Below are 19183 nucleotides of genomic sequence, written 5' to 3'. Positions count from 1 at the left end.
GTTGGGAGGCGAACTCAGTATGTGGGCGGGCCTCAAGGCCGTGATTAGCGTGAATCGGGTCGGCGCGAGCACGAGCGCGCCCCGTTCCCCGCTGGAGGCCACCCGGTGTCCCGTACCGCCGCCACAACCCTTTTCGCCTTGTCCGCCCTCGTTCTCACGGCCTGCTCCCCGGCCGGTGGGACGACGGGCGCCGACGCCGGCCCACCCAAACCCGGCGGCACACTGCGGCTGGGGATCTCGTCGAGCCCGGACTGCGTGGACCCGCAACAGGTCGGGACGAACGCCTCGCTCAACGTCGGCCGCCAGCTGGTCGATTCGCTGACCGATCAGGATCCCGCCACCGGCGAGATCAAGCCTTGGCTCGCCGAGAAATGGGAGAGCAACGCGGATTCGACCGCCTTCACCTTCCACCTGCGTGACGGCGCGACCTTCTCCGACGGCAGCCCCGTCGACGCCGCCGCGGTCAAGACGAGCTTGGACGGGATCAAGGCGCTCGGCCCGAAATCCCAGCTCGGCTCCGGCTATCTGGCCGTCTACAAAGGAACGACGGTGGTCGATCCGAAGACGGTGAAGGTCGAGTTCTCCGTTCCCAGCGCGCAGTTCCTGCAGGCCAGCTCGACAATGTCGCTCGGCATCCTCGCGCCCGCCGCGTACAAGAAGACGGCCGAACAGCGCTGCCAGGGTGACGGGCTGATCGGATCCGGTCCGTTCGTCTTCGAAAGCCTGAAGCAGAACCAGGAAATCGTCGTCGCCAAGCGCAAGGGCTACGCGTGGGGCTCGTCGCTGTTCAAGCACCAGGGTGAGGCGTACCTCGACAAGATCGCGTACAAGGTCGTGCCGGAGCCCGGCGTCCGCACCGGCAGCCTCGCCTCCGCGCAGCTCGACGCCATCACCGACGTCCAGCCGGTCGACGAACCGCAGTTCACCGGCAACGGCTTCACCGAACCCGTCCGCCCGAATCCCGGCATCGTGTTCAACCTGCACGCCAACGTCACCAAGGGCGTGCTCACCGACGAAAAGGTCCGCCAGGCGGTGGTCAAGGGCATCAACCGGACCGAGGTCACGAACACCGTGCTGACACCGAACTACAAGCCCGCCACGAGCATTCTCGGCTCCGCCACGCCGTTCCACGCCGACCTCTCCCCACTGCTCGCCTACGACCCGGCCGGTGCGGCTTCGTTGCTGGAGAGCGCGGGCTGGGTGCCTGGTCCCGACGGGATCCGTACGAAGAACGGCCAGCGGCTGACCGCGAAGGTGGTCTTCTCCCTGGTGTTCAACCAGAACAAGAGCGTGCTCGAGCTCGTGCAGCAGCAGCTGCGCAAGATCGGTTTCGATCTCCGGATCGAACAGCACACCACCGCCGAAACCGTGCAGATCACGCAAAGCGGCGAGTACGAGTACCTCTGGTACAACACCACGCGCGCTGATCCGGACATCCTCCGCAACCTGTTCTCCACCAAGGCGAACAACCGCAGCAAGCTCGCGCCGGGCAACCCGCTGGACGCGCCGCTCGACGCGCAGTCGTCCACTGTGGACCCGGCGAAACGGAAGCCCGCGGCCGAGCAGGCGCAGCGCGCGATCATCGAAAACGGCTACTCGGCCCCGGTCTTCGAACTGACGCAGGTGCTGGCGCACGGGCCGAACGCGCACGGCATCGGCTTCGAAGCGTCGTCCCGGCTGCAGCTGTTCGACGCCTGGGTGTCCGGCTCGTGACCAGGTACCTGCTCCGTCGGATCCTTCAGGCGGTCTTCGTCCTGTGGGCCGCGTTCACCGTGTCCTTCGTGATCCTCTACCTTCTGCCGGGCGACGCGATCAGCGCGAAACTGGGCGGCGGCGAGGCCGGGATCTCGGTGACGCCGGAACAGCTCGCCGCGGCGAAGGCGGAATACGGCCTCGACGACGCCTTGCCGGTGCAGTACGGGAAACGGCTGGTCGCCGCGCTGCAGGGCGACTTCGGCCGCTCGATCGCCACCGGGGACGACGCCACGGACATGGTCGTCTCGGCGTTGCCACCGACGCTCGCGGTCACCGGATTCGCGCTGCTGCTCGCTATCCTGTTCGGCGGCGGGGTCGCCATCGCCGGGACCTACACCCGGCATCGCTGGCTGAGCAACGTCCTGCTCGCGCTGCCACCACTGGGGATCTCGTTGCCGCCCTTCTGGGTCGGGCTGCTGCTCATCCAGTTCTTCTCCTTCCAGCTCCGGCTGGTGCCGGCGCTGGGGTCGAACGGTTTCGCGTCGCTGATCCTGCCCGCGATCACCCTCGCCATCCCGACCGGCGCGATCATCGGGCAGGTGCTGGCGAAGAGCCTCCGCACGCAACTCGCCGAGCCCTACACCGAGATCGCGCTGGCGAAAGGGGCCAGCCGGTGAAGAGTCCATTTCGGACACATACTGCGCAACGCGGCGGTACCGACGCTGACCATCGCCGGGGTGGTCGCGGGCAACCTGATCGCCGGTTCGGTGATCACCGAGACGGTGTTCTCCCGCGACGGCCTCGGGCGGGTGACGTCGTCGGCGGTCACCGCACAGGACATCCCGGTGGTGCAGGCGGTGATCGTGCTCGCGGCACTGGTGTTCGTCGTGATCAACCTGCTCGTCGACCTCGTGTATCCGCTGCTGGACCCGCGGATCGAACACCGGGAGAAGGCCGATGCCTGACGTCCTCGTGCGCACCCGCCGACCCGGCCTGGTGGTCGCGGTCGCGGTTCTCGCGTTCGCCTTGCTCGCCGCACTCGTCCCGGGCCTCTTCACCGGTCAGGACCCGCTCGCCGGCGTCCCCGCCGAGAAGATGCAAGGCCCCTCGCTCGCGCATCTGTTCGGCACCGACGAGACCGGACGCGACATCTTCGCGCGCGTGGTGCACGGCGCCGCGCTTTCGTTGCAGGCGACGGTGATCGCCGTCGTCGTGGCGCTGGCGGCCGGTTCCGCGCTGGGTCTGCTCGCCGGATTCCGGGGCGGCGCCCTCGATTCGGCGATCATGCGCGGGGTCGACGTCCTGCTGGCGATCCCGTCCATCCTGCTTTCGCTGGCGCTGGTCACCGCGCTCGGCTTCGGCACGACCAACGTCGCGATCGCCGTCGGCGTCGCCAACCTCGCGCAGTTCGCCCGGCTGATGCGCGCCGAAGTGCTGCGCGTCCGCAGTGGCGTGTTCGTCGAGGCGGCGCGGGCGGGTGGCGTGCGCTGGACCGGTGTGCTCGGACGGCACGTGCTGCCCAACGCGCTCGGTCCGGTCCTCGCGCTGGCGACGCTCACCTTCGGTACCGCGGTACTGGAGGTGTCCGCGCTGAGCTTCCTCGGCTACGGCGCCACCCCGCCGACGCCGGAGTGGGGCTCGCTCGTGGCGGGCGGCCGCGGCTTCCTGGCCACCGCCTGGTGGATGACGACCTTCCCCGGTTTGACCGTCGCGGCCGTGGTGCTGTCCGCGAACCGGCTGTCACGGGCGATCGAAGGAGACGTGCGATGAGCGAACTGCTGACCATCCGGGATCTCGCGGTTTCCTACAAGAACGTGCCCGCGGTGGACGGCGTGGGGTTGTCCATCCACAAAGGACAGATCGTCGCGGTGGTCGGCGAGTCCGGTTCCGGCAAGAGCACGACGGCGCACGCGGCGATCGGCCTGCTCCCGCGCGGCGGCCGGATCGAACGCGGCGAGATCACCTTCGACGGCCGCGATCTCACCAAGCTGTCCGACCGCGCTTGGCGATCCGTGCGCGGACGTGAGATCGCGCTGGTGCCACAGGATCCGACGGTCTCGCTGAACCCGGTCCACCGGATCGGCGACCAGGTCGCCGGAGTCCTGTTGATCCACGGCCTGGCGGACCGGCGCGGTGCCGGCGCGGAGGCGGTGAAGCTGTTGCGCAAGGCGGGGATCAGCGATCCGGAGGCGCGGGCGCGGCAGTATCCGCACGAGCTGTCCGGCGGCCTTCGCCAGCGGGCACTGATCGCGGCGGCGCTCGCCGGGCGGCCGAAACTCATCATCGCCGACGAGCCGACCAGCGCGCTCGACGTCACCGTGCAACGGCAGATCCTCGACCACCTCGAAGAACTCGCCGCGGAAGCGGGCACCGCGATCTTGCTGATCACGCACGACCTCGGCGTCGCCTCGGATCGGGCATCGCGGATCGTCGTGTTGTCGCAGGGAAGCGTCGTCGAGGAGGGGACCACCGGCGAGATCCTGTCCGCCCCGTCGGAGAAGTACACGCGCGACCTGCTCGCCGCCGCGCCCAGCCTCTCCGACACGCCACTGCGGGAACCGAAGCCGCCGTCGTCCGACATCCTCGTCTCGGCCCGCGGGCTCGGAAAGACCTTCGGAGCCGTCCGTGCCGTCGACGGCGTCTCGTTCGACATCGCCCGCGGGCGAACCCTCGCGCTGGTCGGCGAATCCGGCTCGGGGAAGTCGACGACGGCGCGGATGCTCCTGCGACTGGAGACCCCGACCGACGGCACCGTCGAGTTCGACGGCCAGGACATCACCGCGCTGCGCGGCGAGGAACTGCGGCGGCTGCGGCGCCGGTTCCAGCTGGTGTACCAGAACCCGTACGCCTCGCTGAACCCGAAGTTCAGCATCGAGGACGTCGTCTCCGAACCCCTGCGGGCTTTCGGTGTCGGCACGAAGGCAGAGCGACGGGCGCGAGCGGCGGAGCTCGTCGACCAGGTCGCGTTGCCGTCCTCGGTGCTGAAACGCAAACCCGCCGAACTGTCCGGCGGGCAACGGCAGCGGGCGGCGATCGCGCGGGCACTGGCCCTGCGCCCGGAGCTGATCGTCGCCGACGAACCCGTTTCCGCACTGGACGTTTCGGTACAGGCGCAGATCCTGCGGCTGCTCGTCGACCTGCAGGAAGGACTCGGGTTGACCTACCTGTTCATCTCGCACGACCTCGCGGTGGTCCGCCAGATCGCGGACACCGTCGGCGTACTGCGCGGTGGCGAACTCGTCGAACTCGGCCCGGCGCAAGAGGTCCTGTACCGGCCGAGCGCGGACTACACCCGGGAGCTGCTCGCCGCGATCCCCGGCCGGAAACCGTTGGAGGCACGGTGAAATTCGGGCTCTTCTCCCTTGTCGCGAACCATCCCGACCCGGTGACCGGGGAGACGCCGACCCAGCACGAACGGCTGCGCCGAGTCGTCGACGAAGCGGTGTTCGCCGAGGAACTGGGCTTCGACGCGTACGGCGTCGGTGAACGCCACGGCGAGCCGTTCCTCTCCTCGGCGCCACCGGTGATCCTGGCCGCGATCGCCGAGCGCACCGAACGCGTCCGGCTGCTGACCACGCTGACCGTGATCAGCGTGCTGGACCCGATCCGGGTCGCCGAGGATTACGCGACCCTGGACCAGCTTTCCGGCGGACGGCTGGAACTGATGATCGGCAAGGGCAACGATCCCCGGCACTTCCCGCTGTTCGGCCTCGAAGAAGAGCGGCAGTGGGAATACCAGGCCGAGAAGTTCGCCTTGCTGCGCCGCCTCTTCCTGGAGGAAGGGGTGACCTGGGACGGCGAGTTCCGTACGCCGCTGACGGACGTCACGACGCAGCCTCGTCCGTTCCACGCGCGGCCGAGGATCTGGCACGGAAGCGCGTCGAGCACCGAGTCGACCGAACTGGCCGCGAAGTTCGGTGACCCGCTCTTCACCGCGAACGGCTTCCATCCCAAGAAGAAGTACGCCGATCTGATCGACCACTACCGGCGGCGATGGATCGACCACGGCCACGACCCGGCGGACGCGCTCGTCGGCTCGGGAGCGGGCGGGTTGTATGTCGCCAAGACGTCGCAGGCGGCGTTGGACGGCTACCGGCCGTACTTCGAGGCGCTGATGAAGACACCCGCGTACCGGCACAACAAGTCGGAGTTCACCACGTTGGAGGACAAGATCGCCAACGGTTCCGCGCTGGTCGGGAGCCCGGAACAGGTGATCGACAAGATCGGCGACTACCACGCGTCCTTCGGGCACGAGGTGCAGGCGGTCTCGGTCGACGGGCTGACGTCGGACGAGGCGCGTGATGTCCTGGAGCTCTTCGCCTCGGACGTCATCCCGATCGTGCGCGAAGAACTGCCCTCGCGGGTTTGGGAAAACCAGTAGGTTCGGTCACGTGCGCATCCTCTTCTCGTGCCGTCCGGCCTATGGCCACCTGTACCCGCTGATGCCGCTCGCGATCGCCGCCAGGGACGCGGGACACGAGGTGCTCTTCGGTACCGGTGAAGCCTTCGTGGACAAAGTCCGCGCGCTCGGTTTCGACACTCACAAGGTCGGCGAATCGATCCAAACCGCCAGTGACGAGGCGACCCGGAGACATGGTGAGGACAACCCGATCGAGGTCGTCCTCACCATGTTCGGCGAGATCCTGCCGCAGGCCACGATCGCCGACCTGACCCCGCTGCTCGCCCGGCTGCGGCCGGATCTGGTCGTCTACGAGATGAGCGACATCGGCGCCGCCACCGCCGCCCGCCGGGCCGGGATCCCGGTACTCTCCCACGTCATCGGCCGCTCGATGCCCGCCGAACTGATGGCGATCGCCGCCGGCCGGCTCGCGCCGCTGTGGGACGGCACGACCCCCGCCAACCTGATGCTCGGCGACGCCGGGATCGACCTGTGGCCGGACAGCCTCCGCGACCCGGAGCTGGCGGGCATCCCCACGCTTTTCCGGCTGCGGCCGGTGCCCTGGAACGAACCCGGCACCCTCCCGTCGTGGCTCGACGGCCGCGACCGGCCGCTGGTGTACCTGACGCTGGGCACGGTCGCCTTCGGTGCCATGGACGTGCTGCGCGCGGCGATCGACGGCCTTTCCCGGCTGCCCGTGGACGTCCTGGTCGCGCGCGGCCCCGGGGACCCGGCCGCCGTGGGCGAGGTGCCCGCGAACGTCCACGTCACCGGATTCGTACCGCAGGCCGAAGTCCTGCCGCGGGCCGATCTCGTGGTGCACCACGGCGGCACCGGGACCGTACTCGGCTCGCTGTCGGCCGGGGTGCCGCAACTGGTGCTGCCGCAAGGCGCGGACCAGTTCGTCAACGCCGAATCGCTGGAGGCGGCGAACGCCGGGCGAGCACTGGTCGGCGACCAGATCACCGCGGACGCCGTCGAGGAGCGGGCCAAGACGCTCCTCGACGACCGGCGGGTGCGTGAAGTCGCGGCCAAGCTGCGGCATGAGATCGCCGCCATGCCGTCGCCCGCCGAGGTCGTGCGGAGGCTGGAGGAGTTCGCCGCGCGCTAAGGAGCGCGTTTAGCCCGCTAAACGCGCTCCGGGTGCACTTGCGTTCCGCCCTCTGATCGCGAGCGAGCGGCGGCGAGGCGCAGGATCTCCCGGGCGACGGAGTCGTTCTGCCGGAAGGGAAGCGCGTTGGTCCGGGGACGCGTGAACGCCCCGGCGGACCGCGCCGACGTATGCGGGCCGAGTGCGAACCGGCGTGGGTGCGCACGGCCGTCGCGGTCGAGCATCCGGCCGTCGGAGACCCGGGTGTGGATCCGGCCCGCGAGCAGCCTGTCACCGGTGACCTTGTCCAGCACGACCTCCTCGGCGATCCCGCCGTCGTCCCGTAACTGTCGCAAGAGGACATCGGACGCCCGCGTGACGCTCGGTTCCGGCAGCCGCGCCTCGACGAACGTGCGCGCCTCGGTCTCGCCGGGGAAGCTCGCGCCGGAAGCGACGAACCTCCGGCGCTCCTCATCGGCCACCACCCGCATTTCCGCGCCCAGGAAGGAAACCAGGCCCGCTTCCTGGAGCGCGAGCAGCTCTTCGAGCCGTCGCGGCGGCGGACCGCTGGCGAAGTACGAGAAGAAGCCGAGGAACCAGCCGTCCAGATCGGACAGTTGCGAGGCCGCGTCCAGTCGTCCGGTCTGCAGCAGCGCGGGTAGCTGGCCCATCACCGACAACAACGCCATGAAGGCACCTAGTACTCCAGCTGTAGATCGTGATCTTGGTGTCGTCGCTGGTAGTGGCTTGTTTTGGCTCGGTGCTGGTGTCGGCGTCGCCATTGCGACCAGCCCAGGGTGTCGATGGTGGTGTAGGCCGGTTCGATGACGAGTTTGCTGTAGAGGTGCCTGATCTCGTTGCGTGTCAACGAGATCAGGCCCGGGGTGGTGTCGGCGCGGGCGTGAGCGCTGGCGATGGCGAGGAAGGCGTGCGCGAGCATGACCAGGGTGGTCCAGCGATACCAGGAGGTCCAGGTCCTCACCTGATGCTGGTCGAGGCCGGTGAGTTCTTTGCCGGTCTGGAAGGTTTCCTCGATGGTCCAGCGGCGCCCCGCGATCCGGGCGAGCTCGGGCAGCGACGCCGGATGCGGGCTGTAGCAGCGGTAGAACGCGGTCTCGCCGGTCCGCTGGTTCCGGCGCATCAAGGCCCAGTGATGCCCGGATTTCCCGGCCGGGTTCAGTCGGATCCGTGTCCAGAGGTAGTAGCGATGTCCTTTCGCGCCGGGCCCGGCGGAGAGTTTCTGCCACGCTCGTTTCGGGAGCCGGCCGGCCAGCTCGTCGACGCGGACGTTGCTCGGGCCGGGAACACGGTGGTCACAGGCCACGGCCAGCACATAGGCCTGTTCCCGGGTCTCGAGCGGATCCCGCAGCCCAGCGCCGTCTTTGCCGTAGGCCTCGTCCCCGGTCACCCATTTCGCGGGCGTGCCCGCGTCCAACGCACGGATGATCATCGACAAGGCGAGCGCCGACTTCGTAGCGAACCCGGTTCCGGCCGGGACACCCGCGCGTTCCCGCCGCACCGGGTCCTCGGCCCAGCTCTGAGGAAGGTAGAGCTCCCGGTCGATCAGCGTGTGCCCACGCCGCGCGGAATAGGTCAGAAACACCGACATCTGCGAATTCTCGATCCGCCCCGCCGTGCCGGTGTACTGCCGCTGCACCCCGACCGTCTCGGTGCCTTTCTTCAGATCCCCGGTCTCGTCGATGACCAGCACCGCATCCGAATCGGCGAGGTGCTCCAGCACCCAGCCACGCAGGTCATCACGGACGCCGTCGGCATCCCAGCTCGCCCGCGACAGCAGATGCTGCATCCCGTCCGGGGTCCGTTCCCCGACCCGCTCGGCGATCGTCCAGCAATTCACCCGCGACAGCCCCGACAACAGGCCCGCCACGAACCGGCCCGCTCGCCGACGCGGCTCCACCCGCGCGAACCGGCCCGCAACACGACCTAAACCCTCACCCAGCAACGCCTGCCACCGCACAACCTCTACGCTGACAGCCGCGGCCACCACACGATCTTGAGTTGTCCTCACAAACACCCATGATCACTGCGGTGGCCGCACCCATCTCAGCGGGTCACCCAGCACCATCACGAACTACAGCTGGAGTACTAGATCCGCGCTGTACTCGGCGTCCGCCCGCCGGCTCAGATCCGCTTCGACGTATTCGCGCAGTTCCTTGCCGTACTCCTCGGCGGTGCCGAACCGGACGCCCGCCATCGGCCGGTCGAGCCGGTCCAGGTCGAGCCGATCGTCCGCCGCCGGGACCGCACGCGCCACCAGCGCGTCGAGTTCACCGGGCGCCGCGTCCGCGAAGGCGTCGGCGAAGACCGCGAAATCCATGCGCACCCGTTCGGGATGGGCGGTGAACAGTTCGCTGTAGTAGGCCCAGGCGATCTCCTTCGAGATCAAGGGCCAGACATCGCGGCGGAAATCGAGAGTCCCCGGGACGGCGCAGAGCTTTTCGATGGCGTGCGCGTCGAAGAATCTGGGCAGCTGCAACGGTTTCCCGCGCAGCCGGTAGCCGATCTTCGCGTGATACGGGACTCCGCGCCGCGAACCGATGTGCAGTACTGGCTCGGCACCGCTGGGAAGGTATTTCAGCCCGCCGCACGCCTGTTCTTCGAACCGGCCGCCACGGCCTTCGGTCAGCAGCAGCATCAGATCGACGAACGCCAGGCCGAAACCACGCACCAGCACGATTTCCCCCGGCTCGATGGCCGAGTAGTCGACGTCGGCGGTGTAGCCGGCCGGGTAGTACGCGAGGCCGTGGCGTGCGGCGAAGTCCACGAGCTCGGTCTCGCGCCGATCCGGTTCGGCGTCGAGATGACCGACGGTGAACAGGACGGCGTCCACTTCGAGTGGTTCCGCACGGTCCTCCAGCCACAGCGACTGCGGCTCGCCGTCTTCGAGCCGCACCGCGCGGGTCCGGTGCTCGACGACCTCGATCCCCGCCGGGAGCCCCGCGAGGACCTCGCGGTGGAACCAGGAGAGATAGGCGCTCTGCAGCCGTCGCGTCGGGAAGTGATCACTTCGCAGTGCCTCGAGTTCGGGACGCAGACTGTCGTCGATCCCGACGTCGAGCGCGCCCTCGCGGACCAGCCGCGCCCACTCGATCAGCGAAGGGCCGGGCCGGACCGGACCGTCGATCCGCACCGTGTCGTCGGTGAAGACCGTGACGTCCTCGGGCATGGAGTTCATCCGCAGCAACGGCGACTGCCCGTACCGCCAGACCCGTCCGGCGCCGGGCGGGAACGGATCGACGAGATGCACCACCAGGCGCCGCTCACCGAGCAGCTCGGCGGCGTTCGCGCCGAGTCGTTCGAGTACACCCACCCCGCGCGGACCGGCGCCGACCACCGCGAGCACGAAGGGAAGGTCCGCGGTACTCACGAAGTCGAAGCTACGCCGGGGATCCGGCGCGTGCGCGGCTTCTCAAGGAGCGGAACTCGTTGCCACAGCTGAGAGAACGGGCGTACTCGTCGATCGGGGGAAGTCAACGGAAGGGACGGACGATGCCGGTCGAATTCCTGGGTATCGGAGGCACCAACGACGGTTCGGAGACGCATCCGCGGTCGGGCGGCGTCTTCGACAAGGACTACACGCTGCGCCTCGCGCGGGCACACGAGGAGTTCGGCTGGGATCGGGTGCTGTTCGCCTACGGTTCCAGCGGACCCGATCCCGCGCAGGCGGCGGCCTACGTCGCGGCGAAGCTCGACAAGCTCCAGATCCTGTTGGCACATCGGCCGAACGTCTCGTATCCGACGTTCGCGGCGAAGACGTTCGCCACGCTGGACCAGCTCTCGGACGGCAGGCTCACCGTCCACTTCATCACCGGCGGCAGCGACCACGAACAGCAGCGCGAAGGCGACTACCTCACGAAGGACGAGCGGTATTCACGCACGCGTGAGTACATCCAGATCGTGAAGCAGGCGTGGACGTCCGAAGAGCCCTTCGATCACGAAGGCGAGCACTACCGTTTCGCTGACTTCGTCCTCGATGTCCGTCCTGTGCAGCAACCGCGTCCAGGCGTGTCCTTCGGCGGCTCGTCTCCGGCCGCGTACGTAGCGGGCGGGGCCGAAGCGGACATCTTCTGCCTCTGGGGTGAGCCCCTCGCGCAGACCGCCGAGCAGATCGAAGCCGTCAAGGCCGCGGCGAAGGCGGCCGGGCGGACCGACGTCCCGCGGATCCAGGTCGCGTTCCGGCCGATCATCGCGCCGACCGAGGAACTCGCCTGGGAGAAGGCCTACCGCACGGTCGACGCCATCAAGGCGAGGACGACCGGGGGCAGGCAGCTGACCAGGCGGCATTCGCTCACGAATCCGGAGAACACCGGTTCGCAGCGGCTGCTCGCGGTCGCCGCGGCGGGTGAACGCTTCGACCGGGCGCTGTGGACCCCCACCGCGGCCGCGACCGGCGGCGCCGGGAACTCCACCGCGCTGGTCGGCACGCCCGAAACCGTCGCGCAGGCCCTGCTCGACTACTACGACCTCGGCGTCGACATCCTCTCCGCACGCGGATACGACATGCTCGGCGACACGATCGACTTCGGCCGCCACGTCATCCCGATCGTGCGCGAAGAGGTCGCCAAGCGCGACGCCGCGAAGGCGGCCTCGGCCCGGGAAGTCCTCGCGGTCGACGGCTGACGCTCACGGGGATCAACCGCTATCCGGCCGAGCCGTTCACCCGACCGGACGGCGGATTGATCATCCTTTTGGCGGATAGCCTCCGCATCGCTTTCGAACGTAACGGCGATCACACAGCGGAGCGGAAGTGCGGATCGGCCCCACTCCGCACGCCGGCCGCACGGGTCCGCGCGGATCATCGTCGCGGAGCCGGAATCCGAAGCCGGACAACGCGGCCGCGCCCGAATTTTCCTGACGACAGGCGTGAAACAGCCAAAAACCGCTGGTCTGGACCGCGGTATCGGTTATCGGGACATCGCCGCGGGCGACGGCGATCCCGGCGGCGCCGGGCGGTTCGCCTTCGAAAAAGATCTCTAACTCCAGAAACCCGGCGAAAGAACCTAGCCAATCACGAACAGTCAGGAGACACTTACGTGAACGAATGACGCTTCGTGACGAGCTCGTGACCGCGTTACTCTCGGTCACGAGTTTGTCGCGTAATAAGGACCCTATTGGGGGCAGCATGGCTTCGGCCGGACGGGTCACTTACCGCGAGGTGTTCGGTGTAGCCGAGTTCCGTTCGCTCTGGTTCGCCGAGCTGTTCTCGATCTTCGGCGATCAGCTCGCCAGGGTCGCGCTCTCGGTCCTCGTCTTCACCGAAACCCGCTCCGCCACCCTGACCGGCCTCACCTACGCGCTGACCTACGCCCCGTCGCTGCTCGGCGGCATCTTCCTCACCGGCTTCGCGGACCGCTTCCCCCGGCGGACCGTGATGGTGGTCGTGGACCTGCTGCGGGCCGCGCTGATCGCGCTCGTCGCCGTCCCGGTGCTGCCGTTCTGGGTCCTGTGCGTCCTCGTCGGCGCCGTCTCGCTGCTGAACCCGCCGTTCAAGGCCGCCCAGCTGGCGTTGCTGCCACAGATCCTCGAAGGCGACCGGTTCGTCGTCGGCATGGCCGTCCGCAGCATGACCGTCCAATCGGCACAGCTGGCGGGTTTCGCGGGCGGCGGTTTCCTGCTGACCGCGCTCGAACCCCATATCGCGCTCGCGCTCGACGCGGTCACGTTCCTGATCTCGGCGCTGTTCGTCCGGCTGGGACTGGCCGCGCGCCCCGCCGCGGCGACGGGCGAGAAGCGCAAGTCGTTCTTCGCCTCCATCGGCTCGGGCGGGAAGATCATCTTCGCCAGCTCCGGCCTGCGGGCGCTGCTGCTGTTCACCTGGCTGATGGGCCTGCTCCCGGTGTACGAGGGCATCGCGGCGCCCTACGCCGAAGCGTCAGGGGGCGGCCCCCAGGTCATCGGGCTCCTGCTGGCCGCCGATCCACTCGGGAGTGTGATCGGCGCGTACATCTACTCGCGCTGGGTCCCGGCGCACATCCGGCCGAAGCTGATCGGGCCGCTTTCGGCGCTGACGGCGATCCCGCTGTTGCTGTGCTTCCTGCAGCCGGGCCCGGTGTCGTCGATCGTGTTGTTCGTGATCTGCGGTGGTTTCGGCACTGTCGCGCTCATGCAGGCGACGGCGTCCTTGACGCTGGCGGTGCCGGACGAGAGCAGGGCTCAGGTGATGGGTCTTTCGAACACCGGGCTGACCACGACGATGGGCGTGAGCCCGTTGATCGGCGGCATTCTCGCCGATCAGATCGGTCCGCAGTCGACTGTCGGCGTCTTCGGTCTTGCGGGATTGGTGCTGACGATCCCGCTGGCGCTGAGCTGGTGGCGGAACCTCACCAAGAACCCGGACAGATGGCAGGAGAAAGACGCCGCACGCGCGGAACATTGAGGTGTTCCACGCGCCGGCTCACTCGCGCGGCCCGCAGGCCCGCGCCCAGCTCACTGATCCCTACCGGCCATCGCTGGCACCTTTCCCTCGGCCTCTCAGAGAAAAGTACACACCTAGGGAGCTTGTCGACAGCCCGCAAGTCGGTGGAAGCTGTCGGTAAGTAGGGGGTTTCGGAGAATGACGCAAGAGTCAGGGGGAAAGATGATCACATCGGAGGAACGCGCTGGACATCGTTCGGCTCTCACGGTAGCGACGTGGGAGCTGTGGAAGAGGCCGAAACACTGGATCGCCTACACCGGGATCTCGGTGGCGACGATGCTGGCGCTGACGGGGGTCCTCGCCGCATCGATCTCCATCACGTCTTCGCAGGTCTTGTTGTGTTTCCTGCTCGCCGGGCTGGCGATCGCGCACACCGAGGCGACCCGCCGGATCGAACGGCAGCGGCGCAGCATGAGCGTCACCCCGCACATCAACATGACGTCGGTCTGGGTGCTGCCGGGCGCGATCCTGCTTCCGCCCCAGCTCACCGCGCTTCTCGTGACCGTGATCTATCTGCACCTCGGATACCGCAGCTGGGCGGGCCTCCGGACGGTCAATCCACACCGGACTGTGGCGAACGCCACATCGATGACGCTCACCGCGTTCGCCGCCTGGGCGGCCGTGCAGGTGGTCGGGGCCGCCCCGGAATCGGTGACCTCGATCTGCGCCGCCAGCCTGGCCTTCTTCCTGATGAACGCCGTCTTCACCGGAACCGGCCTCTACTTCGCGGCGCCGACGAAGGCTTCGGTGCAGACTCTCCTCGGCTCTTGGGACGACAACATCCTCGAAGCCTCCACGGTCTGCATCGGCGCGCTGGTGCTCGCCGTGCTGCCGCACCAGCCGGTGCTCGTCCTGCTCGTCTTCCTTCCGCTGTACCTGCTGCAGCGTTCGGTGCTGATCAAGCAGCTCGAAGAACTCGCCACCACCGACCAGAAGACGCAGCTGCTCAACGCCACCACCTGGCAGCAGGGCGCCGTCCGTGAGGTCGCCCGCGCCGAACGCGAGAACGGCCAGTTCGGCGCGCTGATGATCGACCTCGACCACTTCAAGAGCATCAACGACACCTACGGCCACCTGGCGGGCGACGACGTGCTCAAGGGTGTCGCGGCGCTGGTCAAGGCCGAGACCCGGACGCAGGACCTCGCCGGCCGGTTCGGCGGGGAGGAATTCGTCGTGCTCCTGACATCGTCGTCGAAGCAGGAGTCCGTCGCGGTCGCCGAGCGCATCCGCCAGCGGATCAGCGAGATGGTCATCAAGACGCAGGACAACGAAGGCAACCACGTGGTCATCGAGCAGCGGACCGCGTCCGTCGGCGTCGCGACCTTCCCGCTCGACGGCCGGACGATCGACGAGGTGATGGCCTCGGCCGACGCGTCGGTCTACGCGGCGAAACGCAACGGGCGCAACCGCGTCGTGTCTTCGCCGGACCTGACGACGACCGTCGAAGAGCCCCTGCTGGAGGCCGTCGCGGCGTAAGTCGTGTCCTGGGCTATTTCAGCCTTTCCATCACGTCGGCGGCCGCGGTCCGAAGGCGTACCACGCCTCCGACGGTGAACTCGGTGAGCAGGTCGATGAGCGCGTCCGCGTCGGGCGGCTCGCCGTCCCAGCTCGCCTGGACGAGCGCTTCGGTCATCGCGAAGAACAGGGTGACCAGCGCCTTGTCCGCGCGGCCCGAGTCGACGCCGTGGCTCGCCCAGCGCTGCCTGCTCGCCTCGGTGTAGACGCCGGCGAGGCGTTCCCGCAGCCGGGTGAGGGCCGGATCGCCCAGGCGTTCCGCCTCACGCAGCACGGGGAACGCCTCGGGATTCGCCGCGACGAAGGCGAACATGTTGGCGTAGTTGCCGCGCGCCCACGACCGGAGTTCGGGCTGCGAGACGTCGAGCGCGGGTGCGCCGATCGCCTCGAAGGCCCGCTCCTCGATATCCGCCACGACCTCGGCGAACAGCGTCGTGCGGTCGCCGAACTGCTCGTAGACGGCCTGGCGGGACACGCCCGCGCGCCGGGCGATCTGCTCGATCGTCGCGGCCTGCGCGCCGTGCACCGCGAAGACCCCGGCCGCCGAGCTCAGCACCCGGGCGCGCTGCTCGCCGATCGGGAGTTTGCGGGGTCTCCCTCTCGGCGCGGGGCTTGACATCGTGCGCCACCTCACTGACTCTCTTTTCCGACATCCCTGTCGAAAATGTTTGTGCTCAACGAGGAGCAAGCATGCGTCCAGGTTCCCGGCGTGGTGTGCCCGCCGCCGTCTCAGCGGCCACCGTCGCGGCACTGCTGACCTTCGGGGCACCACAGGCCAGCGCCGCCCCGTCCTTCTACGACCCCCCGTCGCCGCTGCCCGCGGGTGCTCCCGGCGACATCATCCGGCACGAACCGTCCACTTTCTACGTAGATCCCGTGAAACTCATCAAGGCCGACGCGGACGTCCAGCGGATCATGTACCGCAGCACCGACACGCACGGCAGGCCCAACGCCGTGACCGGCACGGTCCTCACCCCGAAGAAGGCCTGGACCGGCCCCGGCGAGCGGCCCGTCGTCGGTTACGCCGCCGGGACACAGGGCGTCGGCGACCAGTGCGCGCCGTCGAAGGCCCTCTCCGCGGGCATGGAGTACGAAGGGCCCTTCATCGCCGGGCTGCTGCTTCGCGGCTACGGCGTCGTCGTCACCGACTACGAAGGACTCGGCACCCCCGGCGTCCACACCTACGTCAACCGCGTCGCCGAGGGCAACGCCGTCCTCGACTCGATCCGCGCGGCACAGCGGCTGCCCGAAGCGAACCTCCCCGACAGCGGTCCGGTCGCGACCGCGGGCTACTCGCAAGGTGGCGGGGCGTCGGCGTCGGCCGCCGAACTGCAGCCGTCGTACGCCCCCGAACTCGCACTGAAGGGCTCCTACGCGGGCGCCGTCCCGGCGGATCTGGCCGAGGTCGGCAAGAACATCGACGGGCACTACGCGTTCGGATTCCTCGGCTTCACGCTGGTCAGCATGGACGCGGCGTATCCGGAGCTGAACATCCCGGCCCTGCTGAACGCGAAGGGCGTCGAGGCGTTCGAGAAGGTCAAGCAGGAGTGCACCGGCGACGCGATCTTCGCGCACGCGTTCACCCAGTCGAAGGACCTGACCAAGGACGGCAGGCCGCTGACCGCGTATCTCGGCGAGGAGCCGTACAAGACGCGGGTCGGCGAGCAGCTCATCGGGGCGCGGAAGCCGGGTGCGCCGACGCTGGTCGTCCACAGTGCACTCGACGACATCGTCCCCTACGCGCAGGGACGGACCATGGCGCGTTCGTGGTGCGCGAAGGGCGCGAAGGTGCAGTTCTCGACTTCGCTGGTTCCGACGCACGTCGGCGGGGCCATCCGGGCGTTCCCGGAGGCTTTCGCTTGGCTTGAGGGGCGCTTCGCGAGGCTTCCGGCCGTAGGGAACTGCGGGCTGTTCTAGGGGTCACCAAGTGCCATGAAAGGTCCTTTCCTTGCAAAATTTGCAAGGAAAGGACCTTTCATAGCGCGCTACTTGAGGCCGGTGGCTTCCGCGGCGGCCGGATCCGAGTCGCTGAGGAAGGTCTTGCAGCGGTCGTACTCCTCGGTCTCGCCGATCTTGCCGGCGGCCTTGCCGAGGACGGCGAGGGAACGCAGGAAGCCCTGGTTGGGGCGGTGCGACCACGGCACCGGACCGTGCCCCTTCCAGCCCGCGCGGCGGAGCTGGTCGAGACCGCGGTGGTAACCGGTACGAGCGTAGGCGTACGCGGCGACGGTTTCGCCGGCATCGAGCGCCTTCTCGGCGAGCGAGGCCCACGCCTCGCTGTAGTCGGGGTGCTCGGCGGCGACGGCGGCCGGGTCGCTCCCGGCGTCCAGAGCCGCCTGCGCGGCGGTGTGCTCGGGGAGATGCGTCGGCTGGGGGCCGAGGAGGTTCGTCATACGCCCATCTTGCCAACGGTCTCCCCAAGGGCGCCCTGCGCCCGACGGAGACTTCACATCGCACGCCCTCGCTCGGCCGAAGGCCACGAAAGCTCGATGAAGGGGCGCCTTTGCGAACCACTCGACCGGAGTACGAAACTGCGCCCCTTCGGCGAGCTTTCGTCAGCGCGCGATCAGCAACACTGTGACTAGAAGAACAGGCTCCCGAGAATGCCCCCACCGGCGAGCACCAGAGCGGCGACGAGGACCGCCGCGACAAGTCGTTTCGGCATCATGGCGGCACACCTTGCCCTGCTTCGCACGCCGGCCGCAACTCCGCCACCCCTACGGGTGAACCCCGATTTTCGACCCCGAATGCCCGTCCCGTGATCTGGAGCAGGGAAGATGTGCCGCATGACAAAGGCGACAGAAGTGACCGGGGACCTTTCGCCGGGTGTCATCCCCCGCAGCCCCATCGCGAAGACGAGGCTGTTCTTCAAGCTCCACTGGCACCGCGGCGCGCCGGGACAGGCGACGCCGGACTGGGTGCTGAACTTCTGCTACAGCATGTGGCTCGCCGCGTTCGCCTTCAAACTGGTGGGCTCGTCCTGGGACATGTCGTGGCATTTCATGTGGCTCCGGGACGACCTCGCCCCGCCGCACCTGATCAACACCGTCGGGACGGTGATCATCATGGTGCTCGTCGCGATCCACAGCTACACCGGGATGGGCGCCGACCGGCGTTCGCTGCGGCTGATGCAGATCGGGCTCGTGGTCTTCCTGATCGCGGCACCGCTGGACGTCATCAACCACCGCGTCAACGGCCTCGACCTGACCGCGTGGAGCCCGTCGCACATGATGCTCTACATCGGCACGGGCATCATGCAGGCCGGCGTGATCATGGGCTGGCTGAAGTACGCCAAGCCCGGCCGGGCGCGCACCGGTGTCCTGCTCGGACTGTGGGCGTTCTTCCTGGAGAACACGTTCTTCCCGAACGGCCAGCAGGAGTACGGCATCCTCGGGCTGCGCGCCTGGGAACGCGGCGCGCCCGAAGCCGAGCCCGAACTGCTGAACTTCGCCGCGAACCAGATCGGGCATCCGGTCGACCAGGTGGCCGTCGAGTACTTCACGATGCCGATCGACGACTGGGTCTACCCGCTGTGGGGCATCGGCGTGATGGCGTTGATCTTCGCGCTGGCGCGGCACACGACCGGTTTCCGCTGGGCCGGTACGACGGTCGCCGCCGTCTACCTCGGCTACCGGCTGGTCATGTGGCCGCTGTTGCTCGGGATGGGTTTCCCGGTCTCGGTCGTGCCGTTCTACCTGCTCGCCGTCGGCCTCGCGGTGGACCTGGCGTTCCGCATCGGCCGGGGGCATCCGCTGCTGACGGCGGGCGCCGGCGCACTGCTGGTGACGGCGTTCGGCTACGGGATGCTGTGGGTGCAGTCGCAGTTCCGGCCGTGGATCCTCGGCGACGCGCATACCGAGTCGGCGCCGCCGGTGGCCTACTGGACGGCCGCGGTCTGCCTGGCCGGGGTCGGTGCGCTGTGGGCCGCCGCCGGGCCGGGAACGCGGGCGGTGAGCTCGCTGCTGGCGAAGCGTCGCGAGAAGACGACACTCCCGGCCGCCTGAGCCTCTGAGTACGTGAAGGCCCCCTTCGCCGCGCTAGACGCAAC

The 19183-nt window shown here is 68.5% G+C and carries 13 protein-coding genes and 3 pseudogenes; 11 read left to right on the top strand and 5 right to left on the bottom strand.

Features of this window, described 5'->3' with window-relative positions; all coding sequences use genetic code 11:
• Positions 1-105 precede the first annotated feature (105 nt).
• The 6 genes and pseudogenes from SD37_RS01450 (at position 106) to SD37_RS01425 (ending at position 7205) form a co-directional block, all read left to right on the top strand.
• Positions 106-1713: an ABC transporter substrate-binding protein gene (locus SD37_RS01450; protein WP_044853509.1), complete on the top strand. Its 1608-nt coding sequence runs from the start codon at positions 106-108 to the stop codon at positions 1711-1713.
• Positions 1710-2660, top strand: a pseudogene (locus SD37_RS01445) (ABC transporter permease). The gene SD37_RS01450 and the pseudogene SD37_RS01445 overlap by 4 nt, the downstream one beginning before the upstream one ends.
• On the top strand, positions 2653-3465 hold the full coding sequence (locus SD37_RS01440; protein ID WP_044853508.1) for an ABC transporter permease: 813 nt from the start codon (positions 2653-2655) through the stop codon (positions 3463-3465). The pseudogene SD37_RS01445 and the gene SD37_RS01440 overlap by 8 nt, the downstream one beginning before the upstream one ends.
• Entirely contained in the window at positions 3462-5039 is a 1578-nt protein-coding gene (locus SD37_RS01435) for a dipeptide ABC transporter ATP-binding protein (RefSeq protein ID WP_044853507.1), read from the top strand. Before SD37_RS01440 ends, SD37_RS01435 begins: the two co-directional genes overlap by 4 nt.
• Positions 5036-6076 carry an LLM class flavin-dependent oxidoreductase gene (locus SD37_RS01430; protein ID WP_044853506.1) on the top strand — a complete coding sequence of 347 codons (1041 nt, stop codon included), beginning with the start codon at positions 5036-5038 and terminating at the stop codon, positions 6074-6076. Before SD37_RS01435 ends, SD37_RS01430 begins: the two co-directional genes overlap by 4 nt.
• A gap of 10 nt (positions 6077-6086) precedes the next feature.
• Entirely contained in the window at positions 6087-7205 is a 1119-nt protein-coding gene (locus tag SD37_RS01425; RefSeq protein ID WP_044853505.1) for a glycosyltransferase, read from the top strand.
• 17 nt (positions 7206-7222) lie between these two features.
• On the opposite strand, the pseudogene SD37_RS01420 reads toward SD37_RS01425, so the two are convergent.
• The 3 genes and pseudogenes from SD37_RS01420 to SD37_RS01410 all read right to left on the bottom strand — a co-directional run.
• Positions 7223-7885 (bottom strand): annotated as a pseudogene (locus SD37_RS01420) (FAD/NAD(P)-binding protein); the annotation flags it as partial.
• Positions 7882-9162, bottom strand: coding sequence for an IS701 family transposase (locus SD37_RS01415; protein WP_145926500.1), 1281 nt, complete (start codon positions 9160-9162; stop codon positions 7882-7884). The gene SD37_RS01415 and the pseudogene SD37_RS01420, both read right to left, overlap by 4 nt.
• Before the next feature lie 129 nt (positions 9163-9291).
• Positions 9292-10548: pseudogene (locus SD37_RS01410) on the bottom strand (FAD/NAD(P)-binding protein); the annotation flags it as partial.
• A 146-nt stretch (positions 10549-10694) separates the two neighbouring features.
• On the opposite strand from SD37_RS01410, the gene SD37_RS01405 reads away from it, so the two are divergent.
• The 3 genes from SD37_RS01405 (at position 10695) to SD37_RS01395 (ending at position 15096) form a co-directional block, all read left to right on the top strand.
• Positions 10695-11825, top strand: coding sequence for an LLM class flavin-dependent oxidoreductase (locus tag SD37_RS01405; RefSeq protein ID WP_044849313.1), 1131 nt, complete (start codon positions 10695-10697; stop codon positions 11823-11825).
• Between the two features lie 502 nt (positions 11826-12327).
• Positions 12328-13581 carry an MFS transporter gene (locus SD37_RS01400; RefSeq protein WP_044849314.1) on the top strand — a complete coding sequence of 418 codons (1254 nt, stop codon included), beginning with the start codon at positions 12328-12330 and terminating at the stop codon, positions 13579-13581.
• A 201-nt stretch (positions 13582-13782) separates the two neighbouring features.
• Positions 13783-15096: a GGDEF domain-containing protein gene (locus SD37_RS01395; protein ID WP_083254855.1), complete on the top strand. Its 1314-nt coding sequence runs from the start codon at positions 13783-13785 to the stop codon at positions 15094-15096.
• Positions 15097-15109: 13 nt separating this feature from the next.
• Here SD37_RS01395 and SD37_RS01390 read toward each other — a convergent pair whose 3' ends face one another.
• Positions 15110-15691 carry a TetR/AcrR family transcriptional regulator gene (locus tag SD37_RS01390; RefSeq protein ID WP_083254854.1) on the bottom strand — a complete coding sequence of 194 codons (582 nt, stop codon included), beginning with the start codon at positions 15689-15691 and terminating at the stop codon, positions 15110-15112.
• A 134-nt stretch (positions 15692-15825) separates the two neighbouring features.
• Between SD37_RS01390 and SD37_RS01385 the strand changes: the two genes are divergently transcribed.
• Complete coding sequence (locus SD37_RS01385; protein WP_044849316.1) at positions 15826-17052, top strand: lipase family protein; 1227 nt, start codon at positions 15826-15828, stop codon at positions 17050-17052.
• Positions 17053-17120: 68 nt separating this feature from the next.
• Here the strand turns inward: SD37_RS01385 and SD37_RS01380 are convergent, their stop codons facing one another.
• Positions 17121-17528, bottom strand: coding sequence for a DUF3151 domain-containing protein (locus tag SD37_RS01380; protein ID WP_037306058.1), 408 nt, complete (start codon positions 17526-17528; stop codon positions 17121-17123).
• A 393-nt stretch (positions 17529-17921) separates the two neighbouring features.
• Here SD37_RS01380 and SD37_RS01375 point away from each other — a divergent pair, with 393 nt between their 5' ends.
• Positions 17922-19139, top strand: a complete 1218-nt coding sequence (locus tag SD37_RS01375; RefSeq protein WP_044849317.1) for a hypothetical protein — start codon at positions 17922-17924, stop codon at positions 19137-19139.
• Positions 19140-19183: the final 44 nt, after the last annotated feature.

The sequence above is a fragment of the Amycolatopsis orientalis genome (assembly GCF_000943515.2).
In the GTDB taxonomy this organism is placed as follows: Bacteria; Actinomycetota; Actinomycetes; order Mycobacteriales; family Pseudonocardiaceae; genus Amycolatopsis; species Amycolatopsis orientalis.
The sequence above is the reverse complement of the archived record's forward strand: the minus strand, read 5'-3'. Positions and strand labels throughout refer to the sequence as shown.

Coding starts and splice junctions, on each gene's coding strand:
- SD37_RS01440 (WP_044853508.1), top strand. CDS start 2,653: ATGCCTGACGTCCTCGTGCGCACCCGCCGACCCGGCCTGGTGGTCGCG.
- SD37_RS01435 (WP_044853507.1), top strand. CDS start 3,462: ATGAGCGAACTGCTGACCATCCGGGATCTCGCGGTTTCCTACAAGAAC.
- SD37_RS01405 (WP_044849313.1), top strand. CDS start 10,695: ATGCCGGTCGAATTCCTGGGTATCGGAGGCACCAACGACGGTTCGGAG.
- SD37_RS01400 (WP_044849314.1), top strand. CDS start 12,328: ATGGCTTCGGCCGGACGGGTCACTTACCGCGAGGTGTTCGGTGTAGCC.
- SD37_RS01395 (WP_083254855.1), top strand. CDS start 13,783: ATGATCACATCGGAGGAACGCGCTGGACATCGTTCGGCTCTCACGGTA.
- SD37_RS01385 (WP_044849316.1), top strand. CDS start 15,826: ATGCGTCCAGGTTCCCGGCGTGGTGTGCCCGCCGCCGTCTCAGCGGCC.
- SD37_RS01380 (WP_037306058.1), bottom strand. CDS start 17,528: ATGACGAACCTCCTCGGCCCCCAGCCGACGCATCTCCCCGAGCACACC.
- SD37_RS01375 (WP_044849317.1), top strand. CDS start 17,922: ATGACAAAGGCGACAGAAGTGACCGGGGACCTTTCGCCGGGTGTCATC.